This window comes from Curtobacterium sp. MCSS17_005, from assembly GCF_003234225.2.
Lineage (GTDB): Bacteria > Actinomycetota > Actinomycetes > Actinomycetales > Microbacteriaceae > Curtobacterium > Curtobacterium flaccumfaciens.
In genome coordinates this window covers 3,158,276-3,183,725 of sequence record NZ_CP126258.1, presented here as the reverse complement: position 1 = coordinate 3,183,725, position 25,450 = coordinate 3,158,276, and the positions used below count along the sequence as shown (strand labels likewise).

Below are 25,450 nucleotides of genomic sequence, written 5' to 3'. Positions count from 1 at the left end.
CCGCTGCCACCTGGGCAGCGTCGAACCCACGAAAGGAAACACCAGCCATGAAGGTCAACACCTTCTGCAAGTCGGCAGTCACGTTCGGTGCAGCCGCGCTGATCGTCGGTGCCCTCTCCGTGCCGGCGGCCCAGGCCGACCCCGCGGGGAACGCGTTCGGCAAGCTCGTCGGCCTCGGCTCGGACACGACGCAGGACGTCATGAACGGCGTCGCAGCAGCGGTCGGGGGGAACCAGATCGCCTCGTACGACGCGACGAACGCCGGCCCCACCGTCGTCACCCGCTCCGGCGGAGCGGCCATCCCGCGTGTCTCCGGCTCCGGTGCCGGCCGTGACGAGCTGCTCGTCTCCGTCGGTGCGGTCGCCAACAAGTCGGGCGTCGCCCTGGCCGACGGCACGAGCACGACGATCGACGAGTCCGTCGTCGGCCAGCTCGACTTCGCCCGTTCGTCGAGCGGCCCCGCCGCCAAGGACCAGTCGGCCGACGGCGTCCTGGCGTACGTGCCGTTCGCCCGCGACGCGGTCGACGTCGCCTACGCGCCGGGCAGCCCGCTGGCGAAGGTGCCCTTCTCCATCGGGGACGGGTCGCAGGCCAAGACGGCCCCGACGCTCTGGAACGTCTACCGCGGTGATGTGTCCTACGCCTACTTCAACGCGGACGGCACCTACAACTCCGTGGGCGGCAGCGCGACGGGTCCGGACGGCACCAAGGCCTCCAAGATCCAGCCGCTCCTGCCCAAGTTCGGTTCGGGCACCCGCAGCTACTTCCTCGGCCAGCTCGGTCTGACCGACGCCTCGGGCTTCACGAGCACGAACTCCTTCGTCTCCGACACCTCGGCCGGCAAGCCGATCGAGGAGCACGACGGCACCGCCGTCGTCGCGGCCGACACCGGCTCGACGCTCGCGATCGCCCCGTTCTCGGTCAGCCAGTGGGTGGCGCAGGCCAACGGCGTCGGCGGCGTCGCCGACCGTCGCCACGGCGTGACGCTCGCCGACCTCGGCAAGACGGCCGGCAGCCAGACCCCGGCGACCACCGGCAGCGGCAAGGCCTACGCGACCAACCCGGCGTACGCCGGCTTCGTCCGTGACGTCTACAACATCGTCCCGTCGCGCCTGGCGGACGACCCGTCCAGCGCGATCGCGAAGGCGTTCGTCGGCAAGGACTCGCTCGTCTGCAAGCAGACCGCGACCATCGCCGCCTACGGGTTCCTGCCGGAGCCGGCGACCAACGCCGCCACCACCTGCGGCTACGCCCAGCTGCGCGCCTTCCCCGCATCGCTGAGCACCACCGCCCTGTCGATCCCGGCGAAGGCCGTCGCGGGCAAGCCCGTCAGCGCCACCGTCTCCGTCGACTCGTTCGGCACCGGCGGCGGCACGGTCCGGTTCCTGAACGGCTCCACCGTCGTCGGGACCGGCACCATCGCCAAGGGCGCGAAGAGCGTCACCGCCCCGGTGACCCTGCCCAGCGGCACGGCCTCGGTCAACGCCCTGTTCATCCCGGCGCTCGCCGGCGTCGCGTCGAGCACCTCGGCGGCGTCCACGGTCACGGTCTCGGCCGCGACCGGCGTCACGATGACGGTCCCGCGTCTGACGGTCGGCAAGACCGCCAAGGTCACCACGACGATCACGGGCGGGAACGCCACGGGCGGCACCGTCACGATCAAGAACGGCACGGAGACCGTCGGCACCGCCAAGGTCGCCGCCGGGGCCACCACCGCGTCGGTCTCGTTCGTCCCGAAGCGCACCTCGTACAGCCTCGTCGCCACCTACACCCCGGCCACGGCCGGCGGGACGGTCGCCACGAGCACCGTCTCGACGGTGAAGGTCGCCAAGGGCGCGCCGACCGTGAAGGCCGGCAAGGTCAAGTCGGTCTCCGCGAAGTCCCACGCCAAGGTCACCGTCGCCGTGAGCGGCACCGGCGTGACCCCGACCGGCAAGGTCACCGTCAAGGAGGGCAGCAAGACGCTCGCCTCGGTGTCGCTGTCGAAGACCGGGCGTGGCACCGTCTCGCTCCCGCGTCTCAAGGCCGGCACGCACAAGCTGACCGTCGTCTACGGCGGCGACTCCCTCTGGAACACCGCGCGGACCTCGTCCTCGGTCAAGATCACGCGCTAGCCCCACCCCGCCCGGCCGGTCCGACAGGACCGGCCGGGCACCCCACACCGAAGACACCACCACCCCCGAACACCCCGACGGACGGATCGATGACGAGCTTCACCTCCTGGTTGCCGGGCCGGCGACCCTCCGGCGAGCAGGACGCGAGCGGTCGCCGCCGAGCCGCCGGCCCGTGGCGGCCGATCCGGGGGCTGCGACCGTCCCGCACGCGGCGCCCCTCCCGCCCGGTCAGCGGCTGGTCCCACGAGTCCGCCGGCCCCGCCGCCCGGGCGATCCCCGTCCTCGGAGCCCCCGACCGCTGGCGGTTCAGCGGCTCCGCGATCGTCGTCGTCGGCCTGCTGCTCGTCGGGTTCGCGCTGCAGTTCACCGCGGTGTCGCAGGTCACGTACTCGCGCGACCAGCAGCTCGCCCGTGACGCGTTCCGCTACCAGCTCGCCAACGCCACCGCCCCCGTCGGCCAGACCGGCACCGACGGCCGCCTGGTCCCCGAGGGCACCCCCGTCGCGATCGTCCGGGTGCCGGCGCTCGGCCTCGACACGGTCGTGCTGCAGGGCACCACGTCGGAGACCACCCGCTCCGGCCCCGGCCACCGTCGGGACACCCCGCTGCCCGGTCAGGTCGGCGCGAGCGTCGTCTACGGGCGCCAGACCGCCTACGGCGGCCCCTTCGGGCGCATCGACCAGCTCGACAAGGGTGCCGTCATCACCGCGACGACCGGGCAGGGGACCGCGAAGTACCGGGTCGTCGACGTCCGCCGCACCGGCGACCACGTCCCCGCACCGCTCGAGGCCGGCGACGGTCGGCTCACCCTGGTCTCCGCCGCCGGGCTGCCGTTCCTGCCCGACTCCGTCGTCCGCGTCGACGCCGAACTCGTCTCGAAGGCCGCTCCCACCCCGACGCCCTCGTTCGGCTACGCCGCACTCGCCCCCGCCGAACTGACGATGGCCGGTGACGGCTCGGTGTGGCCGTTCCTGGTGCTCGGCCTGATCGTCCTGGCCGGCATGGTCGCGCTGTTCGCGGTCGGGATGCGCTTCTGGGGCCGTCGACAGACACTCGTCGTCGCCGTCCCGGTGGTGCTCGCCGTCGGGCTCTCCGCGGCGTCCCAGCTCACCGTCCTCCTGCCCAACCTGATGTGACCGAAGAGACCACGATGCCCGGAACAGAAACCGAAACCCTCCTCGCCGAGTTCGACAGCTGGTTCGACCGCGTGCCGCCGGCACCGGATCCGTCGACCCTGCCCGCGACGCTCGACGCCCGATCCGTCTCCGCCTGGTTCGGGGACCACAAGGTGCTCGACCGTGTCTCGCTGACCATGCCGGCCGGCCAGGTCACCGCCCTGATCGGACCCTCCGGCTGCGGCAAGAGCACGTTCCTCCGCACGCTCAACCGCATGCACGAGCTCGTCCCCACGGCGTCGCTCGCGGGTGAGGTGCTCCTCGACGACGTCGACATCTACGACGCGTCCCGGCGCATCACCGAGGCCCGGCGGCAGATCGGCATGGTGTTCCAGAAGCCGAACCCGTTCCCCGCGATGAGCATCCAGGACAACGTGCTCGCCGGGCTCGCCCTGACGGGTGTGCGGCTCGACAAGGCCGCGAAGGCCGCGCTCGTCGAGGAGACCCTCACCAAGGCGGGCCTGTGGAACGAGGTCAAGGACCGCCTGCGGCAACCCGGCGGCGGTCTGTCCGGTGGGCAGCAGCAGCGGCTCTGCATCGCGCGGTCGCTCGCCGTCCGTCCGCGGGTGCTCCTGATGGACGAGCCGTGCTCCGCCCTCGACCCCACGTCGACCCGGCGCATCGAGCAGACGATCACGGAGCTCGCCACCGACGTGACGATCGTCATCGTCACGCACAACATGCAGCAGGCGCAACGCGTCTCCGACCGCTGCGCGTTCTTCCTGGCCGAGGCCGGGACACCCGGTGCGATTGTCGAGCACGGCCCGACCGACGCGATGTTCCAGACACCGCAGGATCCGCGCACCGCCGACTACGTCAACGGTCGCTTCGGATGACGGACGGGAGGCGCGGTGCGGGCCCGCACCGCGCCTCCCGTCCGGCTGTGGTCGCGGACCACGGCACCAGCGGACGCCCGTCACGCCTGTCCGGGCAGTATGGTCTGGGATGTGAAACATCAGAACCGAGCGATCCAGCAGATGCGGCGGAGTGGGGTCCGGGTGATCCTGTTCGCCAGCATGGCGCTCGGGGCCTCGATGATGAGTGCTCCGAACGAGGCGTCCTGGAATCCGGGGGCGTTCCTGCTCGTCGGTGGCGCCGTCTGCGCCCTGTCGCTCTTGCCCGGTCGGCGTCGGCGCAGAGGCCCCGCGAGGGCCGGGATCTCCACGTCGGACTGGGTGGTGCTGTCGACGGGGCTCGGGGCAGGGCTGCTCGTCGGACTCCTCTTCTTCGACGGCTCGGCTGCCTTCACCGCGCTCTTCCCGGTCCCGTTCGTGGCGATCCACTCCGCCGTGAGTCGCTCGGACGGGAGCCTGCGAGCCCGGTCGATCGTGCTCGCGGTGACGGCGGCGTTGGTCGTCGCGATCCTCGTCAACGTTGACGATCTGCAGCGCGGCTTCGCCGACCTCGTCCAGGGGGCCGTGGTCGCCGGCGTCCTGTTGACGCTCGCGCTGGTCCTTCGGAGCGCTGTGCGGAGACAGCGGGCCTGAAGCTGCTGCGGTGCACTCCAGCTCTGTGGGCCGCGTGGTCGGTACGGTGGTCGCCATGGCCCGATTCACGCCCCCAGCCGCTGACGCGATGCGCGCCCGGCTCCTGCTCGCCGCGCGGGACGAGTTCGCCGCGGTCGGGCTGGCCGCTGGCAGGGTCGAACGGATCGGTGCCGCGGCGTCGAGCAACAAGGCGCAGGCCTTCCACTACTTCGGCAGCAAGGAGGGGCTGTTCGACGCCCTCGTCGCGGACACCGTGACCGAGACGTTCGCCGAGGCTCCACTCGACACCGCCGACCTCGCTGCCTGGGCCGGCCGGGTGCACGACTCGTACGTCCGTCGCCCCTGGGCCCAGCGGCTCGCGGCCTGGCACCGACTCGAGCGCGCCGACGTCCCGCTCGAGTCCGTCGCGACGAGCTACGCCGACGCGGTGGCCGAGGTCGAGCACGCGCAGCGCGCCGGGGTCCTGCCGCGGGCGTTCCGTCCGGCGGTGCTCCTCGGGCTCGTCCTGCACACCGCTGCGTTCTGGAGCGCGACCGCTCCGGAGTACGAGCCGCTGGTGCAGGCCGTGACGCCGCCGCGGCGTCGCCAGGTGGTGGTCGACGCGGTCACGGCGCTGCTCGGTGGGAAATCCTGACCGAGGGGTCCGCAGGGATCAGCGTTAGCGCCGCCGGACGGAACGTGCGGGGCGGAGCCGCACCGGGCCTCCTGGCCGTCCCTCAGTCGGCTGCGCCGGCGGCGACCCGCAGCGTCCGCTCCGCATCGTCGAGGTAGTCGGCGAGCAGCGCCGAGGCGGCGTCCTGGTCGCCACCGCGCAACGCGGACACGATCGCGTCGTTGCGTTCGACGAAGTCGGCGTGGAACGAGGCGGGGTCCGCGGTGGTCAGGAAGGCGAGCCGCATCTCGGCGAGCAGGCCGTCCATCAGGGCGTGGATCCGCTCGCTCGGCACCGCGCGCACGAGCTCGGCGTGGAACCGGATGTCGGCGGTCCCGACCGCACCCCAGTCGCCCGCGGACGCGGCTGCCCGGGCGTCGCTGACCGCTGCGGCGGCCTCGGCGAGTGCCGGTGCGTCGGGGGTGCAGGCACGGACGGCTGCCTCTTCGAGCACCCGCCGAGCCGCGTAGAGATCGGTGACGTCGGCGGCGGAGAGCCGGCGGACGAACACCCCGCGGTTGAACACGTGCTCGACCAGACGGTCGCGGGCGAGCAGCCGGAAGGCCTCGCGCAGGGTGTTCCGCGAGACCCCGAGCTGGTCGCTCAGCCGCTCCTCGGACAGCTGCGCCCCGGGGGAGAACCCACCCGACGCGATCATGGTGCGCAACCGCGTGGCCGTGGAGTCAGCGCCGCCGACGGTTCGGGTCATGGCACCGATCCTGGCACGGGTGGCGTTTGTGAAGGGCGTGTTACAGAGCAGAACCGGCTCTTGCGATTGTTGAACAATGCGGTCCAGACTGTCCCGCATGTTCGTCCTCATCGGCGTCGCCGTCGTCATCGTCGGCTTCGCATCGCGCATCAACGCGCTCCTCGTCGTCACGGTCGCGGGCATCGTGACCGCGGCCATCGGCGGGATCGGTCCCGTCGGCATCCTCGACGCGTTCGGCAACGGGTTCGCCTCGAGCCGGTCCGTCACGACCTTCGCGCTCGTCCTGCCCGTCATCGGCCTGATCGAGCGCTACGGCCTGCAGGACCAGGCGAAGCGCCTGATCGCGAAGCTCGACAAGCTCACGACCGGTCGTCTGCTCGCCGGGTACCTGGTGATCCGGCAGGTCACCGCGGCGGTCGGTCTGACGAGCATCGGTGGCCCGGCGCAGACCGTGCGTCCGCTGGTGTACCCGATGGCCGAGGGTGCGGCGACCAAGAAGTACGGGCGGATCGACGACCGCATGCGCGAGAAGATCAAGGGCTACTCGGCGTCGTCCGACACGGTCGGCGTGTTCTTCGGCGAGGACGTCTTCGTCGCCGTCGGCTCGATCCTGCTCATCACGACGTTCGTCGACTCGACCTACGGGCTGTCGCTCGAACCGATAGACCTGGCCCTGTGGGCGATCCCGACAGGCATCGCGGCACTCATCGTGCACGGCGGACGCCTGCTGCTGTTCGACCGCCGACTCGACAAGATGGCGGCGGACGCCCGTGCCGACGCCCCGACCCTGGGGGCAGCAGCGTGATCACCAGCGAATGGCTCTACTGGCTCATCGGCGCGTTCTTCATCGCCGTCGCCGTCCTGATCGTCACCGACACCGCGCACGCGAAGCGCCTGGGCAACGCGGCGTTCTGGGGCATCCTCGGCCTGTCGTTCTTCTACGGCACCTTCGTCGCCGCCGGCACCGTGCCGGCCTGGACGCTCGGGATCGCCGTCCTCGTGATGGTCGCGCTCGCCGGACTCGGCTTCACCGGGACGACGAGCCGCACCCGGGTCGCGAGCATCCCCGGCGCGGGCACGGGTGTCGAGACCGGCCCCGCCGAACCCACCGGCGTGACGCAGAAGATCACGCACGCCGGCAGCGGCAGCACGAGTGTGCTCGCCACCACCAGCCCGGACGAGCGCGCCGCGTTCGCGACGAAGTTCGGCAACCGGCTCTTCATCCCGGCCCTCGTGGTGCCGGTGGTCGCCGTGCTGGTCGCGACGCTCGGCCCGCTCGTCTCGTTCGGCGGCGAACCGCTCCTCGCCGAGGGCAGTGCGACCCTGACCGGTCTGGGCATCGGTTCGGTGCTCGCCGTGGTCGTGGCGGTGTTCGTCCTGCGCCCGCCGAAGATCGCCACCCCGATCCGCGAGGGCGGTCGCCTGCTGCAGGCGATCGGCTGGGCGGCGCTGCTGCCGCAGATGCTGTCGACGCTCGGCATCGTCTTCACCCAGGCGGGGGTCGGTGACGCCGTGGGCACGATCATCAAGTCGGTCCTGCCCGACGGCTCGCTGCTCGCCGCCGTGGTCATCTACTGCCTGGGCATGGCCCTGTTCACGATCATCATGGGCAACGCCTTCGCCGCGTTCCCGATCATGACGGCCGCGATCGGCTGGCCCGTCCTGGTGCAGGGCTTCGACGGCAACCCCGCCGCGATCTTCGCGATCGGCATGCTCGCCGGCTTCTGCGGCACGCTCGTCACCCCGATGGCCGCGAACTTCAACCTGGTGCCGGCTGCGCTGCTCGAGATGCGGGACAAGTACGGCCCGATCAAGGCGCAGATCCCCACCGCCGCCATCCTGCTCGTCGTCAACATGGGAGTCATGTACCTTGTCGCATTCTGATGCCGCCCCGATCGACCTGACCCGGGCTGCCTGGGCCGACCGCTTCGCGGCCGTCGCCGCGGACAACACGACCCGCGAGTACCCGTACGCCGCACACCACGCGACGTCCGGACCGGACGACCGGGCCCTGCCCGTCGAGCTCCACCCCGCCTTCGCCACGTCGTACGACTGGCACTCGTCGGTGCACATGCACTGGCTCGCGGCGCGCCTGGTCGCGCACGGCCTGCCCGCCGACCTGGAGGCCCGGCTCACCTCGATCCTGCAGGCGCACCTCACGACGGATCACCTCGCGACCGAGGCCGCTTACCTGCGCGAGACGCCGCACTACGAGCGCCCCTACGGCTGGGCGTGGCTCGCGCGGCTCGCCGCCGAGGTGTCGGCATCCGAGGCACCCGCTGTCCGGGCACTGGCGCCGGACTTCGCACCCGTCGTCGACGTCCTCGAAGACCTGGTCGTCCGGTGGATCGACGGCGCCGCGCACCCCGTCCGGCACGGCGTGCACTCGAACTCGGCGTTCGGGCTGCTGCTCGTGCTCGAGGCCGCCCGGTCGCTCGACCGTCCGGCCCTGGCGGCAGCGGTCGAGGGGGCTGCGAAGGACTGGTTCGGCGCGGACGCCGGGTGGCCGTTCGCCTGGGAGCGGAGCGGGCACGACTTCCTGTCCGCGGGCCTCGCCGAAGCCGACCTGATGCGGGCGGTGCTGCCCGCCCCTGAGTTCGCCACGTGGGCGCGCGGCTTCTTCGCCGCGGTGCAGCCGGGTGACGCGATCCTGCGGTCGACGGTGGTCCGGGACGAGAACGACCCGCAGCAGGTGCACCTGTTCGGGCTCGACCTGTCGCGGGCGGGCTCGGCCCGGCGCATCGCGGACGCACTCCGCGCCGGCGGCCCGGACGACTCCGGCACCGGCATCGCCGACCTGCTCGACGACGCGGCCGACCGGCTGCTCGCCTCGGGCCTCGCGGCGAGCGTGGGCGAGGAGTACTACTCCACCCACTGGCTGGCGAGCTTCGCCTGGGACGCCATGGAGGCCCGGGAGCACGCCGCTCGCTGATCGTTCGTCGGGAGCGCTGATCGTCTGCGGACACGTCGAGGATCCGGAGGTAGCTTCGGGGCCATGAGCGATCCGAAGGACGACGAGACCCTCGACGACTTCCGCGAGGCGCAGGAGACCGACTACGAGCCGGAGCCGACCGTGCTCGACCCCGACGACCTGCCGGTGGTCGACGACGCGGACGACGAACTGCTCCCCGACGACGACCGACCGGTGCCGCTCGACACCGACGACGACTCGATCTGAGCGATCGCGCCGTCGTCGTGCCGCGGCACCGGCGCTGACGCCGGCGTCAGCTTCTGCGTCGGCGTGCGCTCAGTCGAGGGGGAGAGTCCGCGCGAAGGTGCGGGTGACCGGAGTCGCGGCGAGGAACGGTGCCATCGCCGGAGCGCCCTCGGGTGTCGCACGCCAGGCCACGTAGGTGTCGTGGTCCTCCGCGGTCGTCCACGACTCGACGACGACCATGCGTGCCGGGTCCTCGTCGTCGACCAGGACCTCGAGCGACTCCAGACCGTGGAACGACGCGGTCTGTTCGAGCGTCTCGCGGATCGCACCCTGGAGTGCGTCTTCGGGGGCGTCGCTCTGGAACTGGACCTCGAGCAGGACGGTCATCGACATGGGGAACCTTTCGTCAGCGGTGTCCAAGCCAACCCCTGACCCCCTGCGCTTGTTCCGGGCCGGTCAGCCGACGATGCGGAACCGGAGCGGATCGCCCGGACGGAGCTGCGCAGCGAGGTCGATCGACGACGGTGTCAGGACCGCGACGACCGGGTAGCCGCCGGTCACGGGGTGGTCGGCGAGGAACAGCACGGGGAAGCCCTCGGGTGGCACCTGCAGTGACCCGGTCTCGACGCCCTCGCTCGGCAGCTCGTGTGTCACGGAGCGAGCGAGCGGCGTCTCGGCCGTGGTGCGGACCCCCACGCGGTCGCTGTCCGCACTGACGGAGAAGTCCTGACCGGTCAGGGTCGCACGCCACTCCGGGGTGAACCAGTCGTCGCGCGGTCCGGGCACCACGTCGAGCACGACCGGCTCGTCGGGCCACCGCGGCTCGGGCTGCGGCACCGCGTCGACGATCGGCCACGACACCCGCGCGTCACCGACGGGCAGGACGTCACCGGCCGACAGCGGCGGCGGTCCGAGGCGCGCGAGGGAGTCCCACGAGCGGCTGCCGAGCACCGGGTCGACCGCGAAACCCCCGAGGACCGCGACGTAGGCGCGCAGGCCCACGGTCGCGGTGCCGATCCGGAGCGTGTCGCCCGGGGTCAGCAGCAGCACCTCGTGCGAGGCGGCACCGCGGACCGATCCGTCCGCCCGCTCGACCTCGACGGGGCAGGCCGCGCCGGTGGTGGCGGCGACCACGTACGCGTCGGCGCGGAGCGTGACGGAGCCGAGGAGGGCCTCCAGGACGGCCGCGTCGGGACGGTTGCCGACCAGTCGGTTGCCGAGTGCCGCGGAGCCGCGGTCGGCGGCCCCGGCCGCGCCGAGACCCATGTCGCTGAAGCCCGGGCGCCCGAGGTCCTGCGTGGTCGCGCCGTAGCCGACCTGCACGACGGTCAGCGCGGTCATGCCGCACCCGCCACGACGAAGCGGACGAGGGTGCCGGCGGGCGCGAGTGCCGGGGGCGTGCGGTCGAGCGACCACATCGGCACGTCGGTGCGGCCGATGAGTTGCCAGCCGCCGGGCGATGTCCGCGGGTAGACGGCGCTGAACTCGCCGGCCAACGCCACGGCCCCGCTCGGGACGGCCGTCCGGGCGGTGCTGCGGCGGGGCAGGTCGAGCGGTCGATCACTGCCGGTGAGGTAGCTGAAGCCGGGTGCGAAGCCGCAGAACGCGCTCGTCCAGAGCTGCCCGGTGTGCCACGCCACGAGCTCGTCGCGCCGCATGCCGGTCAGCTCGGTGACGGCGTCGAGGTCCTCGCCGTCGTAGGTGACGGGGATGACGAGCGGCTCGGTGTCGCGCGCTCCGAGCGCTGCGCTGACCGGGCTGACCTGCGTGAGCTCCGAGCGGAGCCGCCCGGCGTCCGTCGTCGTCGGGTCGAACCGGAGCAGCAGCGTCCGGGCGCCGGAGACGACCTCGGTCAGCCCCGGCAGTGTTGCCTGTGCGAGTCCGGCGCGGAAGGCGACGACGTCGGCGAGGGACTCGAACGTGGCGAGGAGTGCGGTGCCGCCCGCGGAGCGGACCTCCGGACCAGTCACGGTGCGAACGGCGCGATCGTCACGCCGTGCTCGGTCAGCAGCGCTCGGATGGCGCGGGCCATCGCGACCGCGTCGGGGGAGTCGCCGTGCACGCAGACCGAGTCGGCACGCACGGCGATCTCGGACCCGTCGACAGCGGTCGCGACCCCGTCGGTGACCATGCGGAGCACCCGGGCTGCGACCTCGTCCGGGTCGTGCAGCACCGACCCCGGCTGCTTCCGTGACACCAGCGAGCCGTCGGGTTCGTAGGCGCGGTCGGCGAAGGACTCGCTCACCGCGCGGAGCCCGTGCCGCTCGGCTGCCAGCAGCAGTTCCGACCCCGGCAGCGCGAGCACGGCGAGGGACGGGTCGACGTCGGCCACGGCGCGGACGACGGCCTCGGCCTGCACCGGGTCGGCGCAGGCGGTGTTGTACAGGGCGCCGTGCGGCTTGACGTAGGTGACGGCAGTGCCCACGACGCGCGCGGTTGCGGCCATCGCGCCGAGCTGGTGGACGACGTCGGCGTACAGCTCGTCGGGGGTGACGTGCACGGGTCGGCGGCCGAACCCGATCAGGTCGCGGTAGGCCACGTGTGCCCCGACCGCCACACCACGTTCGGCGGCGGCGCGGGCGGTGGTGAGCATGATCGTCGGGTCGCCGGCGTGGAACCCGCACGCGACGTTGGCGCTCGAGACGACGTCGAGCATCGCGGCGTCGTCGCCCATGGCCCAGGCACCGAAGCCCTCGCCCAGGTCGCTGTTCAGGTCGATCGTGGTCACGGGTGCTCCCTGTCCTCGCGGGTTGTTGAACAATCTACCGATCACCCCGCTCCCTGTCATCCGCTTCCCCCGGTCGGACGGCGGTTTCCGAGGTGCGCCACGTACTGTCCGAGTCCTCAGTACCACCGGCGGCAGTGCTGCCGGATCGATCTCTGCACTGGAGCAGCTCATGACCGACAGTGACAACACGCACGACGCCCCGAAGAACGACTCCGAGGGCACCGAGAAGCCGGACGGCCTCGGCGACGACAACACCATCCCGAACAACCCCGACGGCCTGGCCGCGGGGCACACGGGTGACGACTCGCACTTCAACCCGGAAGAGGACGGCGAGCACTAGCGGCTCCTTTCCGGCCTGCGGGTCGATGCAGAACGACACCGTCGTTGTCCTCCGACAGCGGCGGTGTCGTTCTGCGTCCGCACGCATTCGCACGCGTCCGCACGCAGCTGCACTCACCCGTCCGCCCCCGACGAAACATGCGTCACAAAACCTTCCGGCACGAGGTTTCCGGTGCTACAGTCCCGATCACCTAGCAGCACTAGGGATTCAGCGGGCGCCGAAGCCCCCTGTGACTCAAGGAGGAGTCATGTCGACACCGACGTCGAAGGAAGAACCCACGCGGGGCATCGCCGGGACCGCGTCCCCAGCGGTCACCGCAGCCGCCGGGGCCACCGCCACGGACGCCGCGGCGTCCCGAGCGTTCTCGGTCGAGGGCATCACGCAGTCCGTCAGCACCGTCCGGGTGGGCCGCGGCTACCTCTGGGGCCTCAGCTTCGCCCAGTTCGGCCTGTTCGTCGCCCTGCTCACGCCCGTCTTCGTGAGCATGTCGATCAAGGCGACGGAGCTGAACCCGACGAGCCCCGAGACCGTCGTCGGCTCGGTCCTGCCGTTCGGAGCGCTCGGCGCCCTGTTCGCCAACCCCCTGTTCGGCGCGCTCTCCGACCGCACCCGCACGCGGTGGGGCCGTCGCCGCCCCTGGATGGTCGGCGGTGTCGTCGTCTTCGTCGGTTCCCTCGCCTGGCTCGCGTTCTCGCCCGACGTACTGCAGCTCACCCTGGCCTGGGTGCTGGCGCAGGTCTCCGCCAACGCCGTCCTCTCGACGCTGACGGCGAGCTTCGCCGACAACGTGCCGGAGTTCCAGCGCGGCAAGGCGTCGAGCGTCATCGCCCTGGCACAGAACATCGCGATCCTGGCCGGGCTCTACCTGGCCGTGTACCTGGTCGGGAACCTGCCGGTCCTGTTCATCGCACCGGGCGTCCTGGCGATCGTCGCGGTCCTCGTCTACTCGTTCGTCGCTCGTGACGACCTGCCGACGACGCCGGTCAAGCCCTTCAGCTGGATCAACCTGATCAGCTCGTTCTGGACGAACCCGATCAAGCACCGCGACTTCGGACTCGCCTGGTGGGGCCGTTTCCTCATCACCTTCGGCACGTTCATGTTCACGACGTACCGCCTGCTGTACATGCAGGACCGCATCGGGCTCCCGCAGGGCGAAGCGGTCGGGGTCGTCGCGTTCGGCGTGCTCCTGTACACGATCACCCTGCTGGTCAGTGCGGCCGTCTCCGGCTGGGTGTCCGACCGGATCCAGCGTCGCAAGGTCTTCGTCTGGGGTTCGACGGCGATGACCGCCGTCGGCCTGGTGATCCTGGCCCACGTCGACAGCATCGGCGGGTTCTACTTCGCCGAGATCGTCCTCGGTTTCGCCTTCGGCATCTACGCCGCCATCGACACCGCCCTGATCGTCGACGTGCTGCCCGACCCGGAGCGCCCCGGCAAGGACCTCGGTGTCATCAACATCGCGAACGCCCTGCCGCAGTCGCTCGCCCCCGCCGTCGGTCTGTTCCTGCTCGGCATCGGTGGCGGCCAGAACTACACGCTCATGCTCTGGGGTGCCGGCGTCGCCGTCATCCTCGGAGCCCTGGTGATCCTGCCCATCAAGTCGGTCCGCTGACCGACGCGACCGCCTGGAGGCGCGACCCGCGTCCGCGACGCACGCCGCGCCTCCAGGCGGTCACCTCCACCCCACGTGCCCACCCGGCGGGCGCGTGGAGGGACTCAGAGCTGCGGTGTGCGCCTGCCGAACAGCGCGTCGAGGAACCGCGAGAACCGCGACTCCGGCTCGTGGGGCGTCTCGATCGAACGGGTCGGTGAGCGGAACGCCAGGTCGTGCAGCATGTTCCGCTTGGACCCGTCCCAGTTCGCGAACAGGTAGGTCCCGCCGATGAAGGACATGCTCCGGACCGGCGTGCGCTTCCACGAGTCGGCAGCCACGTAGTAGCCCGCGTGGCCGGCGCGGATGTGCTGGATCACGGTGTCCACGTCGATGACACCGGTCGGTGTCACGACGGCGGTGATGCCCGTGCGGTCGCGGGCGACGTACTCGATGAGGTGTTCGGTCACGATGGAACTCTTCGTCACGGTGGTGAGACGCCACGGCAGGGAGCGTGGCGAAGGGGATTCGGAACCGCCGTTGCTTCCGTTTCCAGAGTACGTCCGCCGCAGGCGTGTCGTCCCCGGATGTCCGCCGTTCGCAGGCGGATGAGCGTTCAGCGGATGGGGGTCCGGTCGGCCCAGTCCACGATGCGTTCGATCGTGTCGTCGAAGTCCCGCGTGCCGGGTCGGTTGAGGAACGCGTGGCGGCTGTCCGGCAGGACGTGTCGTTCGACCTCGACGTCCGCGGCCGCGAGCTCGTCCGCAAAGCGCTCGCTCGAGGCGCGCATCACGTCCCGCTCGGCGTCGATCAGCAGGGTGCGGGGGAACCTGCCGAGGTCGTCGGACGCCGGGTAGACCGCAGTGGGGTGGCCACCCGCGTAGGCCCGGTTGCTCAGGTCGAGCAGCAGCGGCGCGTGCGTGAGCCGCCGGTGCCCTCGGACGAGTCGCTGCACCGCCCGGTCACGGGGGAGCCGGGCGTGGAAGAACCCGTAGGTCAGCACGAGGCCGACCAGCGGCGGGGCGGTCGCGACCGCGGATGCCGCCAGGCACGCACCAGCGCTCGCCCCACCGAGCAGCAGGCCGGACGGTGTCTCGTGGTGCAGGTGGCGGAGCACGGCGACGATCTCGTCCCGGGCGTGCGGTGCCCGTCGTCGCCCACGTGGTCCACCCCGGCCGAGCCACGGCAGCCCGGGCAGCGGTCCGAGGCGGTAGTCGACGGTCACGACCGGCAGCCCGCGCTCGGCGAGTGCCCGTGCGACGGCGTCGGACTCCGGCAGGTCGAGGTCGCCCCGGAAGAACCCGCCGCCGTGCACCCAGACCAGGGTCGGGGTTCCCGTGCCGCCGCTCCGGTCCAGGGGCCGGTAGCGCCTGATGGGGACCGCCCCGTGTGGTCCGTCGATCCGTTCATCGGCGACCTCGATCGTGTCCTGCTGCTTCCCCCGCATGGGAGCAGTGTCGCAGCACGCCGCACCACCGCAACCTTCACCTGGAACGACGAGCCCGGCCGGGTCGAGATGACGGGCGACACCCCGCCCGCTCAGTGACGGTCAGCCGGCGCGGAAGCCACACCGAGTTCCCGCTGCAGCGTGCGGAGGACCCGCACGAGGGTGTCGAGCTTGTCCGGTCCGGCCTCGAACCCACGTCCGAGGGCAGACCGCGGCTGCACGACCACGTCGGCACCGTCGGTCGTGGTGATCCAGACGCCGAAGTCGGCGCGCTGGCCGCGGGAGTCCTTGGTTGCCACGGAGAACCGTCGGATGCGCGCCCACGGCAGGTCGAACACCGGCGCGTCCCGTGACGGTGCCCACGCGTGCAGGCCGAACTCGTCGACGGTCCAGACCTCGGGGCGGGGCTTCGGGAAGTCGTCGGAGGTGCGCAGGCCGGACGTCAGCACGGGCAGGTGGAACCGGGGTGCCCGCCCCGCTCCGATGCGCGCGAGCGTCCGGCGGTCGCCGCGCCCGGCGGACAACGTCGAGACGGCCAGCAGCACCCCGATCCCGGCGACCAGCATCGGCCACAGCACGAACGACCCCTGTGTCCGGGCACTGTCGATGCCGCGCAGGAAGTCCGGGAACGCGAACTCGGCGACGAGCGCGGCGAGCCCCACCGCCGTGGTGACGACCGCCGCGAGCAGCACCGGCCCCCGCTTCGGCATCTCCCCGTCGCGCAGCCGCTGCACCCAGGGCTCGTCCGCCGGGGTCATCGCTCGGTCCGTGTCCGACCAGGACGCCCGGCGTCCGGCTGGGACCCGAGTTCCCGGCGCAGCGACCGGAGCACCTGCATCACGATGTGGATCTTCGTCGCGCTGGCACCGAAGGGCCGTCCGATCGCTGGCCGCGGCTGCACGGTGAAGCGCCCGACGTCCTCGGTGATGATCCAGATGCCGGTGTCCACCCGCTGCCCGCGGACCTCTGCCGAGGCGAGTTCGAGCGAGTGGACTGCACTCCACGCCAGGTCGAACACCGGAGTCTCCCGCTCCGGCGACCACGCGTGCAGCCCAGCGGCGTCGACCGTCCACATCTCGGGTCTCGGCTCGGGGAAGTCGTCGAGCGTGTACTCGCCCCTCCGCACGACCGGCAGGTGGAAGCGCGGCGTCGTACCGTGCCGACGGATGCTCGCGAGGATCCGTCGGTCACTCCGGCCGCGCATCCGCGAGAGGACGGCTGCGACGGGGCCGAGCACGAGCAGGACCACCGAGAACAGCGGCACGGCGAACGGACGGCGTGCCTCCGAGTGCAGGAGGGCGTCGAGGTGCGTGATCGAGAACACGACCCCGGTGCCGCCGGCCACGGTCACGATCGCCAAGCCGAGCAAGAACGGCCACCGCTTCGGCATCTCCCCGTCGCGCAGCCGTTGCACCCATCGTTCCCCCGAGTACTCCACCGTGCCATCCTGCCCGTCGCGGCCACCGATCGTCCGCGGGCGCGACATGCTGTTCCCATGCAGTCCGTCCGTGCCGCCGCACCCGGTGTCGCCCTCGCCGTGGCGATCGGCATCGTCGCCACCCTCGTCGGCCGGGTCGTCCCGGTCGTCGGCGGCCCCGTCCCCGCCGTCCTGATCGGTGCCGTCGTGGGGTGGCTCGTCCGGCGCCGCACCGGTGGCACACTCGCCGCGCTGGCTCCCGGCGTGAAGTTCTCGTCCAGCCGGGTCCTGCAGTTCGCGGTGGTCCTGCTCGGCGCGCAGCTGTCCATCGGCGAGGTCCTGCGCATCGGAGGTGCGACCCTGCCGGTGATGCTCGCGACGCTCGTCGTCTGCCTGGTGGCCGCTTGGGGGATCGGCCGACTGCTCCGGGTCTCGGGCGCACTCCGCACCCTCATCGGCGTGGGGACCGGCATCTGCGGCGCCTCGGCGATCGCCGCCGTGACACCCGTCATCGGCGCGGTCAGTGCGGACGTCGCCTACGCGATGTCGACGATCTTCCTCTGCAACATCGCCGCTGTATTCGCCTTCCCGCTGCTCGGGCACGCCCTGGGCCTCAGCCAGCACGCCTTCGGCGTCTTCGCGGGCACCGCCGTGAACGACACGTCGTCCGTCGTCGCCACCGCGACGGTCTACGGCCGCCAGGCGACCGACACCGCGGTCGTCGTGAAGCTGGTGCGCACCCTGATGATCATCCCGATCGTCATCGGGCTGGCCGGACTGGAGGCCCGCCGAGCCTCCCGCGAGCAGCTCGCCCCCGCCTCGGGGCCGGGTCGCGGGTTCCGGGTGTTCCGGTTGGTGCCGTGGTTCCTGATCGGGTTCCTCGTGGTGGTGCTGCTCCGGACGGTCGGCGTCCTGCCCGCGTCCGTGGCGCCGGGGTTCGCGACGGCCGCCTCGTTCCTCATCACGGTGGCGCTCGCCGCGATCGGCTGCTCGACGGACTTCGCCGCGCTCCGCCGTGCCGGGTTCCGGCCGATGCTGCTCGGGATCGCGCTCTGGGTCCTGGTGGCGGGGACGAGCCTGGGCATGCAGGCGGCCTTCGGTCTGCTCTGAAGAAGGCCCGCCCGACGTGAGCTGATCTGCTCACGCTGGGCGGGCCTCCTGGCCGAACCTGACGGGCCAGCGGCGTCAGCCGCGCAGCGCCTCTGACAGCTTCACGCGACTGCCGGTGCGGAGCAGTGCGTTCTCGTAGACGCGGGCGCCGATGACCACGACCGCGACCACCGAAGCGGCGACGATGACGAGCGACAGGATCGGCTCCCACCACTCGGCGGTCCCCAGGAAGATCCGCATGGGCATGCCGATCGGGGCACTGAACGGCACGTACGACATGATGCCGAGGATCGTCGGGTTGTCGTACGCGACGATGATCAGGAAGTACGGGATCATCACGAGCATCATCACCGGGGTGGTGACGCTGCCGACGTCCTCCTGGCGTGACACCAGCACGGCCGCCGCGGCGAACAGCGACGCGAGGAGCACGAACCCGATCGCGAAGAAGCCGATGAACCACAGGATGCTCGGGCCGAGCATCGCGAACATGTTGTCCTGGCCGGTCACCGCCAACGTGACGATGGCGGCGACGGCCACCGCGACGATCTGGGCGAAGGCCATGATGCTGTTGCCGAGGACCTTGCCGGCGAGCAGCGCCCTTGCCGGGATCGCGGACATCAGGATCTCGACCACCCGTGTCGACTTCTCCTCGACGACGCTCTGCGCGATCGACTGGCCGAACGTCACCGCCGACGCGAAGTACACGACGCCGAACGCGATGGCGATGAGGTACACCAGCCCACCCGGCAGTGCGTCCGGGTCGAGCAACTCGATGCGTGGGGTGACGCTCAACGCCGAGACGACCTCGGACGGTGCCTCGTCGAGCCCGACGACCTTGTAGCCGAGCGGGTCGTCCGACGGCACGATCGCCGCGTCGACGTCGCCCTTGGTCACGAGCCGTTCGGCGTCGTCGACCGACGCCGACTTCGTGACGTCCAGCCCACTGGTGGTCGGCAGCGAGACGCCGTCGACGACCGCGACCGGGGTGGTGTCGTCGGCGGTGGCCTTGCTCACGATCCCGCCGACGACGATCGACGCGACGACCATGCCGATCAGGATGAGCGCCGAGACCACGAAGGCCTTGCTGCGGATACGTGCCTGGATCTCACGTGCGGAGACGAGCCGCACGGCCTGCACGAAGGAGTTGTTCATCGGACGACCTCCCGGAAGACCTCGCTGAGCCGCGGCACCCTCGGCGAGAACGACCCGACGGTGCCGTGCTGGACGGCACGCTGCAGGACGCGCTGGGCGGTGGCGGCGTCGGCCTCGAAGACCGCGTACCCGCCGTCGAACTCCCGCACGGCCACACCCGGCTCGTCGCGGAGCCAGGCGACGTCCCCGTCGACCAGCAGCTCCCACGCGGCTGGGCCGGCCTGCTTGCGGAGTTCCTCCTGCGGACCGGCGGCGCGGATCGTGCCACCGGCGATGACGACGACGTCGTCGCAGAGCCGCTCGACCACGTCGAGCTGGTGGCTCGAGAACAGCACCGGGACGCCCCGGGCCGCGGTCTCGCGCAGGACACCGAGCACCGTGTCGACGGCCATCGGGTCGAGGCCCGAGAACGGCTCGTCGAGCACGAGCACCTCGGGGTCGTGTGCCAGCGCCGCCGCGATCTGCACGCGCTGCTGGTTGCCGAGGGAGAGCTTCTCGACGGGGTCGCCTTCGTGTGCGGTGAGTTCGAGGCGTTCGAGCAGCTCGCCGGTGCGGGTCGTCGCGGCGCGCTTGTCGACACCGTGCAGCCGGGCCAGGTAGGTGATCTGCTCGGCCACCGGCATCTTCGGGTACAGGCCGCGTTCCTCGGGCATGTAGCCGAAGCGGCGGCGGTCGGCGGGGCGGACCGCCGTGCCGTCGATCGACACCGAGCCGGCGTCGGCCTGGAGCACGCCGAGCATGATGCGCATGGTGGTGGTCTTGCCGGCACCGTTGCCGCCGACGAAGCCGGTGAGGCGGCCGCTGCCGACCGTGAACCCCACGTCGTCGAGCACCCGGCGGTCGCCGAAGTGCGTGGTCACCCCTTCGATGGTGAGCATGTCGTTCCCCTTCGTCGCGACGCTGGTCGTCGCTGCGTCCGACGCTATTGGCCGGGAGGCCCGCCCCGCCTCCGCCGCCAGGCGGGACTTGGGTGGGTGGTCGGCTCCACCGCGTGGGGGAGGAACGCCCGGTGGTCCGGTGGGGCGCGTGAGCCGGGTCGGCACGGTGCGCGCTTGGTGCGGGTCGGCACGGTGCGGCCTTGTGCGGTTCGTGCGGGTTTGGTTGCTCGGTGCGTCGTTCTGGCGGCGCACGGTGCGGTCAACGCGGCACGGGTTGAGCGACCCTGCACGGTGCGAGGTGGGTGCGGGGCGGCACGGTGCGCGCTTGTTCGGCTCGTGCGGGTTCGGCCCGGCTCGGTCAGCCGGCGACGCCGTGCTCGAACGCCCAGACGACGGCCTGGATCCGGTCGCGCAGTGCGAGTTTCTGCAACACGTTCGACACGTGGGTCTTCACGGTGGCGTCCCCGACGTAGAGCTCGGCGGCGATCTCCGCGTTGCTCAGGCCCCGGGCGAGGAGCCGCAGCACCTCGGTCTCCCGCTCGGTCAGCCCGGCGGCGGCGAGTGCGTCCTCGCCCGTCGCAGTCGTCGCGGTGCTGGTCGCCGAGGGCTGCACCGCAGCCGACGCCGTCGCCCGGCTGATCACCCGGCGCGTGACGTCCGGCGCGAGCAGGGCGTCCCCGGCGGCGACGGTCCGCACGGCGTCGATCAGCCGCTCGGGGGAGGCGTTCTTCAACAGGAACCCGCTCGCTCCCGCCTCGAGCGCCTGGAACAGCGCGTCGTCGCTGTCGAACGTCGTGAGGATGAGCACCGCCGGCGGGGCCGGCAGCGCCGCGATCCGCCGTGCCGCCTCGAGCCCGTCGACGCCCGGCATCTGCACGTCGAGGCAGACGACGTCCGGACGGAGCTGCTGCACGGCCTCAACCGCCCCGGCGCCGTCCGCGGCTTCGCCCACGACCCGGAACCCGGGCTCGGACTCCAGGATCACGCGGAACCCGGCGCGGACGAGTTCCTGGTCGTCGGCCAGCACGATGGTCAGGTCGTCGGCAGCCATGCCCGCACCAGGTAGCCTCCCCGGGCTCGTGGCCCGATCTCGATCCGTCCGTCCACGGCGGCGACGCGTTCCCGCATCCCGACGTGTCCGAGCCCGCTGCCGGAGGTACTCCGGGCGGCACGGGCACCGAGCCCGTCGTCCGTGACCTCCACCTCGACGCCGTCGTCCAGGTACCGCAGCCGGACGTCCGCACGCGCGGTCGGTCCGGCGTGCTTGAGGATGTTCGTCACCGCTTCCTGCACGATCCGGTACGCCACCGCGGCCACCGTCGGCGGCACCGGGCGCTCGTCGCCCACGACGACGTACTCGGCGGGGTGGCCGGCCACCCGGGCGGACTCGGCCAGCTCGGCGATCCGCGTGATGCCCTCGGTGCTCGGGCCGTCGCCCCCGGCCGCCCCGAGGCCGTCCGCGTCGTCGTCGGAGCGCAGGGTGCCGAGCATCCGCCGGAGTTCCTCCACCGCGGTGCGGGCGCTCTCCTCGACCACCCCGAGTGAGGCGGTGGCCTGGGCGGGGTCGCGGTCGATCACGCGCCGTGCAGCACCCGCCTGCACGCCCATCAGCGAGACGTGGTGGGCGACGACGTCGTGCAGCTCGCGGGCGATCCGTACCCGCTCGATCGTGACGGCCTGTGCCGCGGACCGCTCCCGCTCGGCGGCGAGTTCGGCGGTGCGTTCGGCGAGCTGGTGCCGTGCGACCGCGGAGGCCCAGGCGCGGTTGCCGGCGTACCAGGCGGCGCCGAAGTAGATCACGTTGATGACGATGTTGAGCAGCGAGATCGCGACGTAGGGCGCCACGGGGGAGTCCGTCTCGTTCGGCAGGGCGTTCGGTGACGCCCACCCGAACGAGATCGCGACGAACAGCCACGCGAACATGCCACCGATGACGACCCAGCGCACCGCTTCGGCCCGCACCCGATCGGAGCACCACGCGCCCACCGTGTACAGCGCGATGAAGAGCGTGAAGTTGACGAGGAAGACCTCGGGCACCTGGAGCAGCTGCGTCGCGGCGAACGCCACCGCCGACACCAGGGCCACCGACATCGGGAACCGTCGGCGGCACGCGATCGGGGCCGCGTTCGCGACGATCATCAGCGCCGAGACCCACCAGGCGGCCTGGTCGTCACCGTAGGTACCGGCCGACCCGTACAAGAACGTCGTGACGGCGAGCCCACCGGCCAGCACAACTGCGAGCACCGTGTCCTGCCGGTACTCGTGCCGCCCCACCGGCAGTCGCGACCACTCCGCCGTCGTCCCCATGCTGGAAACGCTACTGGGTGCGCTCGACCAGGAGTAGCCTCCCGCCAACGAGCAGGGGAGACGCCATGCAGTTCCTCGTCAACGTCATCGACGACGGCCAGGCCGCCGCCGTCGGCAACACGTACTCCGCGACCGACGCCGAAGCCGCCGCGGTCGATGCCTTCAACCAACGGATGGCCGACGCGATCGTGTTCGCCGCCGGGGTCTCCGCACCCGCGGACACCACCGTGGTCGACGCCCGCGAGGGCGCGGCCGACACAACGGCCGACACGACGACCGGGCCCGCCACCGACACCGACGAGTACGTCGCCGGATTCTGGGTCATGGACCTCCCGGACGCCGAGACGGCTGCCCGGGTGGCGCACCAGGCGTCGCAGGCGTGCAACCGGAAGATCGAGCTCCGCCCGCTGCTCTGACGGCACGGACGCCACCCGGCCGACGGACCACCGGGGGCACGGCGCTCGCCGCGGTCACGACCGCCCCGACCACGAACGTCGCGACGAACCCGATCGCACCGACGAGCGCTCCGGCCCCCGCAGCGCCGACGGCCTGCCCGAGCACGAGTGCGACGAACAGCATCGACGTGCCCGCCGACGACCGCTCGGCATCGATCTCGGTCGTCCACGCGATCAGCGCCCCGGTCGCCGCCGTGTAGCCCCAGCCGAACACGGCACACGCCAGCAGTGCCGCGACCGTCGACTGCGGCGCTGCCCCCAGCACCACGACGGCGATGGCGACCGACCCCGCCGTGACCGCCCAGAGTGTCCGGGCGCGCAGTCCGTTCGTCCACCGCGCGGTGACCACGACGGCCGCTCCGCCGATCCCGAGCGCGATCCAGGCCGACACCGAGACGACGCCCGATGCACCGGCCTCCACCAGCGCCGAACGTCCGTAGGTCCAGACGACGGCGGACCCGGCCCCGAACAGCAGCGCCAGCGCGAGGACTCCTCGGTGCGCCGCGAACCACGGAGCACCGGGCAGCGGTGACCGGGACGCAGCAGCCCCGCCGCGGGACGCCACGAGCAGCAGGGCTCCGACGGCCAGGGCGAACACCCCGGACACCGCCCAGGCCGTCCGCCAGTCGGGCAGCAGCACGAGTGCGAGCACCCCGGCGCCCACGAGCCCGGGGCCGGTGCCGGCGTTCACGATCGCCTGCGCTCGACCGAGCAGCGCCGACGGCACCTGCTCGGCGACGATCCGGACGAGGGCGGGGGACGCGAGTCCGGCACCCGCCGACGCGAGCACGGCGCTGACGCCGAACGCCAGGGAGCCGCCGGCCGTCGCCATGGTGATCGCGCCGACTCCCGCCACCAGGGTGGCGACCGCGACGAGCACCCGGGGCATCCGTGCGGCGAGCAGGAAGCCGGCGACCGCACCGACGCAGTACAGCGCCGAGGCACCCGACGAGACCCACCCGGCGGCGTCGGACCGGAGCCCCAGGTCGCGCTGCACGTCGGGCAGGAACAGCCCGTACGCCAGGCGCACCAGGCCGTAGGTGGCGGCGATCAGGCCGAGTCCGCTCACGAGGAGCAGTCGTTGTCGTAACGAAAACGATCGTTTCACTTTTCAGAGCCTAGGGTGCTCTCATGGTGATGCGCCCAGGGACCGAGCAACGGCTGCTCGACGCCGCCGAGGAGCTCTTCTTCTCGCAGGGCATCGCCGCCACCCCGATCGACGCCGTCCTGGAACGGGCCGGGGTCTCGACGGCCACGCTCTACCGCGGCTACGCGAGCAAGGAGTCGCTCGTCGCCGCAGCCCTCACCCGTCGCCACGAGGACTGGATCGCCACCTGGGACCGTGCGGTCACCGCCGAACGGGACGACCTGGGCCGACTCCTGGCGGTCTTCGACGCCCTCGACGACTACCGCTCGACGCCCACGGGCTCCCGCTGGTGCGCCTTCCTCGGCACCGCCGCCGAGTACGCCGACGCCCCGGCCGAGGTCCGACGGGTCCTGGACCTCGAGACCACCACCTTGCGTCGGCGGCTCGTGACACAGGCGGTGCCGGTGGTCGGTCCCCGTGCCGACGCCCTCGCCGACCAGCTGCTCCTCGTCGTCTCCGGTTACCTCGCGATGCGGTTGCGCGACCCCGCGCTCGACACGACGACGGCACGGTCCGTCGCCGCGTCCCTCATCCGGGAACACACCCCAGACGGAACGGCGCCCACCACATGACCCGATCGCGCGCTGCCACGATCACCCGCCGTTCCCTGCTGATCGGTGGCACGGGCGTCGTCGCCGCGGGAGCCGTGGCCGAGGGGATCAACCTCGGCCTGCTGCCCGGGCGCTCGACCCTGTACCGGGTCCTCGGTCTGGACGGCACCGACGGCACGGTCCCCGACGTCGAGCCCGTCCCCACCACCTCCGGCACCTTCGTGTCGACCGCGCGGAAGGGCCGCACCGTCGGCTGGACGATCGCGGCCCCGGCGTCCGACACCCCCTTGCCGGTGGCGGTCGCCCTGCACGGCTACGGCGACGACCACACCTCGTTCTTCGGGCGGAGCCTGGGCTACGACCGGTTCCTCGCGGCGCACGTCGCCGACGGTGGAGCACCGTTCGCGATCGCCTCGATCGACGGCGGCAACCGCTACTGGCACCCACGAGCCGACGGGGACGACCCCGCCGCGATGGTCGTCGACGAGTTCCTGCCCCTGATCGCCCGCCGCGGCTTCGACAGGGACCGCCTCGCCCTGACCGGCTACTCGATGGGTGGCTTCGGAGCGCTCCGGCTCGCAGGGGTCCTCGGTGCCTCGCGCGTCCGGGCGGTCTCGGCCATCAGCCCCGCGCTCTGGAAGTCGGCCGCCGACACCGCTCGCGGCGCCTTCGACGACGCGGCCGACTTCCGCGCGAACACCGTCCTCGGCCGGCAGCGCGCGCTCGACGGCGTCGCCGTCCGCGTCGACTGCGGCAACGGCGACGGGTTCGCGCCGGCGGTGCACGCCTACGTCGACGGCTTCGCCACGCCTCCGGCCGGAGGCTTCGCACCCGGCGCCCACACGCACGGCTACTGGCGCCGCCTGGCGCCCCAGCAGCTCGCCTTCCTCGGCCGCCACCTGGGTCGCTGATCCGACCAGCGCCCGGGACGCGCGTCGAGGCGGACGGGAGGCCCGTGGCGGCCCCGCACCGCGCCTCCAGGCCGTCGACCGGTCACCGCAACGGCCCGTGCTGCGTGACCAGGAGCGCCCAG

At 72.1% G+C, this 25,450-nt stretch carries 29 protein-coding genes; 15 read left to right on the top strand and 14 right to left on the bottom strand.

Annotated features, from left to right (window positions below; all coding sequences use genetic code 11):
* Positions 1-47 precede the first annotated feature (47 nt).
* The 5 genes from DEJ20_RS15175 to DEJ20_RS15155 all read left to right on the top strand — a co-directional run bounded on the left by DEJ20_RS15175 (position 48) and on the right by DEJ20_RS15155 (position 5,410).
* Positions 48-2,114, top strand: coding sequence for an Ig-like domain repeat protein (locus DEJ20_RS15175; RefSeq protein WP_111236004.1), 2,067 nt, complete (start codon positions 48-50; stop codon positions 2,112-2,114).
* A gap of 89 nt (positions 2,115-2,203) precedes the next feature.
* On the top strand, positions 2,204-3,250 hold the full coding sequence (locus DEJ20_RS15170) for a sortase (protein ID WP_111236005.1): 1,047 nt from the start codon (positions 2,204-2,206) through the stop codon (positions 3,248-3,250).
* Positions 3,251-3,348: 98 nt separating this feature from the next.
* Positions 3,349-4,125 carry a phosphate ABC transporter ATP-binding protein gene (locus tag DEJ20_RS15165; RefSeq protein WP_228513776.1) on the top strand — a complete coding sequence of 259 codons (777 nt, stop codon included), beginning with the start codon at positions 3,349-3,351 and terminating at the stop codon, positions 4,123-4,125.
* Between the two features lie 111 nt (positions 4,126-4,236).
* Positions 4,237-4,776 (top strand): hypothetical protein, encoded by a 540-nt coding sequence (locus DEJ20_RS15160; protein ID WP_146245464.1) that lies wholly within the window; start codon positions 4,237-4,239, stop codon positions 4,774-4,776.
* 55 nt (positions 4,777-4,831) lie between these two features.
* A complete protein-coding gene (locus tag DEJ20_RS15155; RefSeq protein ID WP_111236007.1) occupies positions 4,832-5,410 on the top strand; it encodes a TetR/AcrR family transcriptional regulator in 579 nt (192 codons plus the stop codon).
* An 82-nt stretch (positions 5,411-5,492) separates the two neighbouring features.
* Here DEJ20_RS15155 and DEJ20_RS15150 read toward each other — a convergent pair whose 3' ends face one another.
* On the bottom strand, positions 5,493-6,137 hold the full coding sequence (locus DEJ20_RS15150; protein ID WP_111030607.1) for a GntR family transcriptional regulator: 645 nt from the start codon (positions 6,135-6,137) through the stop codon (positions 5,493-5,495).
* A 97-nt stretch (positions 6,138-6,234) separates the two neighbouring features.
* Between DEJ20_RS15150 and DEJ20_RS15145 the strand changes: the two genes are divergently transcribed.
* The 4 genes from DEJ20_RS15145 to DEJ20_RS15130 all read left to right on the top strand — a co-directional run bounded on the left by DEJ20_RS15145 (position 6,235) and on the right by DEJ20_RS15130 (position 9,315).
* Positions 6,235-6,942, top strand: coding sequence for a DUF969 domain-containing protein (locus tag DEJ20_RS15145; protein WP_111236008.1), 708 nt, complete (start codon positions 6,235-6,237; stop codon positions 6,940-6,942).
* Positions 6,939-8,021, top strand: a complete 1,083-nt coding sequence (locus DEJ20_RS15140) for a DUF979 domain-containing protein (protein WP_111236009.1) — start codon at positions 6,939-6,941, stop codon at positions 8,019-8,021. Before DEJ20_RS15145 ends, DEJ20_RS15140 begins: the two co-directional genes overlap by 4 nt.
* Positions 8,008-9,069 carry a DUF2891 family protein gene (locus DEJ20_RS15135; RefSeq protein WP_258377214.1) on the top strand — a complete coding sequence of 354 codons (1,062 nt, stop codon included), beginning with the start codon at positions 8,008-8,010 and terminating at the stop codon, positions 9,067-9,069. The genes DEJ20_RS15140 and DEJ20_RS15135 overlap by 14 nt, the downstream gene beginning before the upstream one ends.
* Positions 9,070-9,132: 63 nt before the next feature.
* Positions 9,133-9,315 (top strand): hypothetical protein, encoded by a 183-nt coding sequence (locus DEJ20_RS15130; protein WP_111236010.1) that lies wholly within the window; start codon positions 9,133-9,135, stop codon positions 9,313-9,315.
* Between the two features lie 69 nt (positions 9,316-9,384).
* Here DEJ20_RS15130 and DEJ20_RS15125 read toward each other — a convergent pair whose 3' ends face one another.
* From DEJ20_RS15125 to DEJ20_RS15110, 4 genes are all read right to left on the bottom strand, one after another.
* Positions 9,385-9,687 (bottom strand): putative quinol monooxygenase, encoded by a 303-nt coding sequence (locus DEJ20_RS15125; protein WP_111024724.1) that lies wholly within the window; start codon positions 9,685-9,687, stop codon positions 9,385-9,387.
* 63 nt (positions 9,688-9,750) lie between these two features.
* Positions 9,751-10,635: a 5-oxoprolinase subunit C family protein gene (locus DEJ20_RS15120; protein ID WP_111236011.1), complete on the bottom strand. Its 885-nt coding sequence runs from the start codon at positions 10,633-10,635 to the stop codon at positions 9,751-9,753.
* The gene (locus DEJ20_RS15115; protein ID WP_111236012.1) at positions 10,632-11,264 is read right to left on the bottom strand and encodes a 5-oxoprolinase subunit B family protein; all 633 of its coding nucleotides are present in this window, start codon (positions 11,262-11,264) and stop codon (positions 10,632-10,634) included. Before DEJ20_RS15115 ends, DEJ20_RS15120 begins: the two co-directional genes overlap by 4 nt.
* Positions 11,261-12,022 carry a LamB/YcsF family protein gene (locus DEJ20_RS15110; protein WP_111236013.1) on the bottom strand — a complete coding sequence of 254 codons (762 nt, stop codon included), beginning with the start codon at positions 12,020-12,022 and terminating at the stop codon, positions 11,261-11,263. Before DEJ20_RS15110 ends, DEJ20_RS15115 begins: the two co-directional genes overlap by 4 nt.
* Positions 12,023-12,191: 169 nt before the next feature.
* Between DEJ20_RS15110 and DEJ20_RS15105 the strand changes: the two genes are divergently transcribed.
* Both DEJ20_RS15105 and DEJ20_RS15100 read left to right on the top strand, forming a co-directional pair.
* A complete protein-coding gene (locus DEJ20_RS15105) occupies positions 12,192-12,362 on the top strand; it encodes a hypothetical protein (protein ID WP_181431600.1) in 171 nt (56 codons plus the stop codon).
* 247 nt (positions 12,363-12,609) lie between these two features.
* Entirely contained in the window at positions 12,610-13,974 is a 1,365-nt protein-coding gene (locus tag DEJ20_RS15100) for an MFS transporter (RefSeq protein ID WP_111236014.1), read from the top strand.
* A gap of 104 nt (positions 13,975-14,078) precedes the next feature.
* Here the strand turns inward: DEJ20_RS15100 and DEJ20_RS15095 are convergent, their stop codons facing one another.
* The 4 genes from DEJ20_RS15095 to DEJ20_RS15080 form a co-directional block, all read right to left on the bottom strand.
* Positions 14,079-14,423 (bottom strand): hypothetical protein, encoded by a 345-nt coding sequence (locus tag DEJ20_RS15095; RefSeq protein WP_110864146.1) that lies wholly within the window; start codon positions 14,421-14,423, stop codon positions 14,079-14,081.
* 146 nt (positions 14,424-14,569) lie between these two features.
* Positions 14,570-15,400: an alpha/beta hydrolase gene (locus DEJ20_RS15090; protein WP_111236015.1), complete on the bottom strand. Its 831-nt coding sequence runs from the start codon at positions 15,398-15,400 to the stop codon at positions 14,570-14,572.
* 92 nt (positions 15,401-15,492) lie between these two features.
* Positions 15,493-16,158: a hypothetical protein gene (locus DEJ20_RS15085; RefSeq protein ID WP_111236016.1), complete on the bottom strand. Its 666-nt coding sequence runs from the start codon at positions 16,156-16,158 to the stop codon at positions 15,493-15,495.
* Positions 16,155-16,886: a hypothetical protein gene (locus DEJ20_RS15080; protein ID WP_111236017.1), complete on the bottom strand. Its 732-nt coding sequence runs from the start codon at positions 16,884-16,886 to the stop codon at positions 16,155-16,157. The genes DEJ20_RS15085 and DEJ20_RS15080 overlap by 4 nt, the downstream gene beginning before the upstream one ends.
* A 9-nt stretch (positions 16,887-16,895) precedes the next feature.
* On the opposite strand from DEJ20_RS15080, the gene DEJ20_RS15075 reads away from it, so the two are divergent.
* The gene (locus tag DEJ20_RS15075; protein ID WP_111236018.1) at positions 16,896-17,927 is read left to right on the top strand and encodes a YeiH family protein; all 1,032 of its coding nucleotides are present in this window, start codon (positions 16,896-16,898) and stop codon (positions 17,925-17,927) included.
* Between the two features lie 75 nt (positions 17,928-18,002).
* Here the strand turns inward: DEJ20_RS15075 and DEJ20_RS15070 are convergent, their stop codons facing one another.
* The 4 genes from DEJ20_RS15070 to DEJ20_RS15055 form a co-directional block, all read right to left on the bottom strand.
* Entirely contained in the window at positions 18,003-19,079 is a 1,077-nt protein-coding gene (locus DEJ20_RS15070; protein WP_071405948.1) for an ABC transporter permease, read from the bottom strand.
* Positions 19,076-19,957, bottom strand: a complete 882-nt coding sequence (locus DEJ20_RS15065; protein ID WP_111236019.1) for an ABC transporter ATP-binding protein — start codon at positions 19,955-19,957, stop codon at positions 19,076-19,078. Before DEJ20_RS15065 ends, DEJ20_RS15070 begins: the two co-directional genes overlap by 4 nt.
* A gap of 358 nt (positions 19,958-20,315) precedes the next feature.
* The gene (locus tag DEJ20_RS15060) at positions 20,316-21,008 is read right to left on the bottom strand and encodes a response regulator (RefSeq protein ID WP_111236020.1); all 693 of its coding nucleotides are present in this window, start codon (positions 21,006-21,008) and stop codon (positions 20,316-20,318) included.
* A complete protein-coding gene (locus DEJ20_RS15055) occupies positions 20,990-22,264 on the bottom strand; it encodes a sensor histidine kinase (RefSeq protein ID WP_111236021.1) in 1,275 nt (424 codons plus the stop codon). Before DEJ20_RS15055 ends, DEJ20_RS15060 begins: the two co-directional genes overlap by 19 nt.
* 65 nt (positions 22,265-22,329) lie before the next feature.
* On the opposite strand from DEJ20_RS15055, the gene DEJ20_RS15050 reads away from it, so the two are divergent.
* The gene (locus tag DEJ20_RS15050; RefSeq protein ID WP_111236022.1) at positions 22,330-22,680 is read left to right on the top strand and encodes a YciI family protein; all 351 of its coding nucleotides are present in this window, start codon (positions 22,330-22,332) and stop codon (positions 22,678-22,680) included.
* On the opposite strand, the gene DEJ20_RS15045 is transcribed toward DEJ20_RS15050, so the two are convergent.
* Positions 22,586-23,788, bottom strand: a complete 1,203-nt coding sequence (locus DEJ20_RS15045; RefSeq protein WP_181431601.1) for an MFS transporter — start codon at positions 23,786-23,788, stop codon at positions 22,586-22,588. The two genes, DEJ20_RS15050 and DEJ20_RS15045, sit on opposite strands and share 95 nt — an antisense overlap.
* Before the next feature lie 62 nt (positions 23,789-23,850).
* Here DEJ20_RS15045 and DEJ20_RS15040 point away from each other — a divergent pair, with 62 nt between their 5' ends.
* Together DEJ20_RS15040 and DEJ20_RS15035 are read left to right on the top strand one after the other, a co-directional pair.
* Positions 23,851-24,438, top strand: a complete 588-nt coding sequence (locus DEJ20_RS15040; RefSeq protein ID WP_111236024.1) for a TetR/AcrR family transcriptional regulator — start codon at positions 23,851-23,853, stop codon at positions 24,436-24,438.
* A complete protein-coding gene (locus DEJ20_RS15035; protein WP_111236025.1) occupies positions 24,435-25,328 on the top strand; it encodes an alpha/beta hydrolase in 894 nt (297 codons plus the stop codon). The genes DEJ20_RS15040 and DEJ20_RS15035 overlap by 4 nt, the downstream gene beginning before the upstream one ends.
* Positions 25,329-25,450 lie beyond the last annotated feature (122 nt).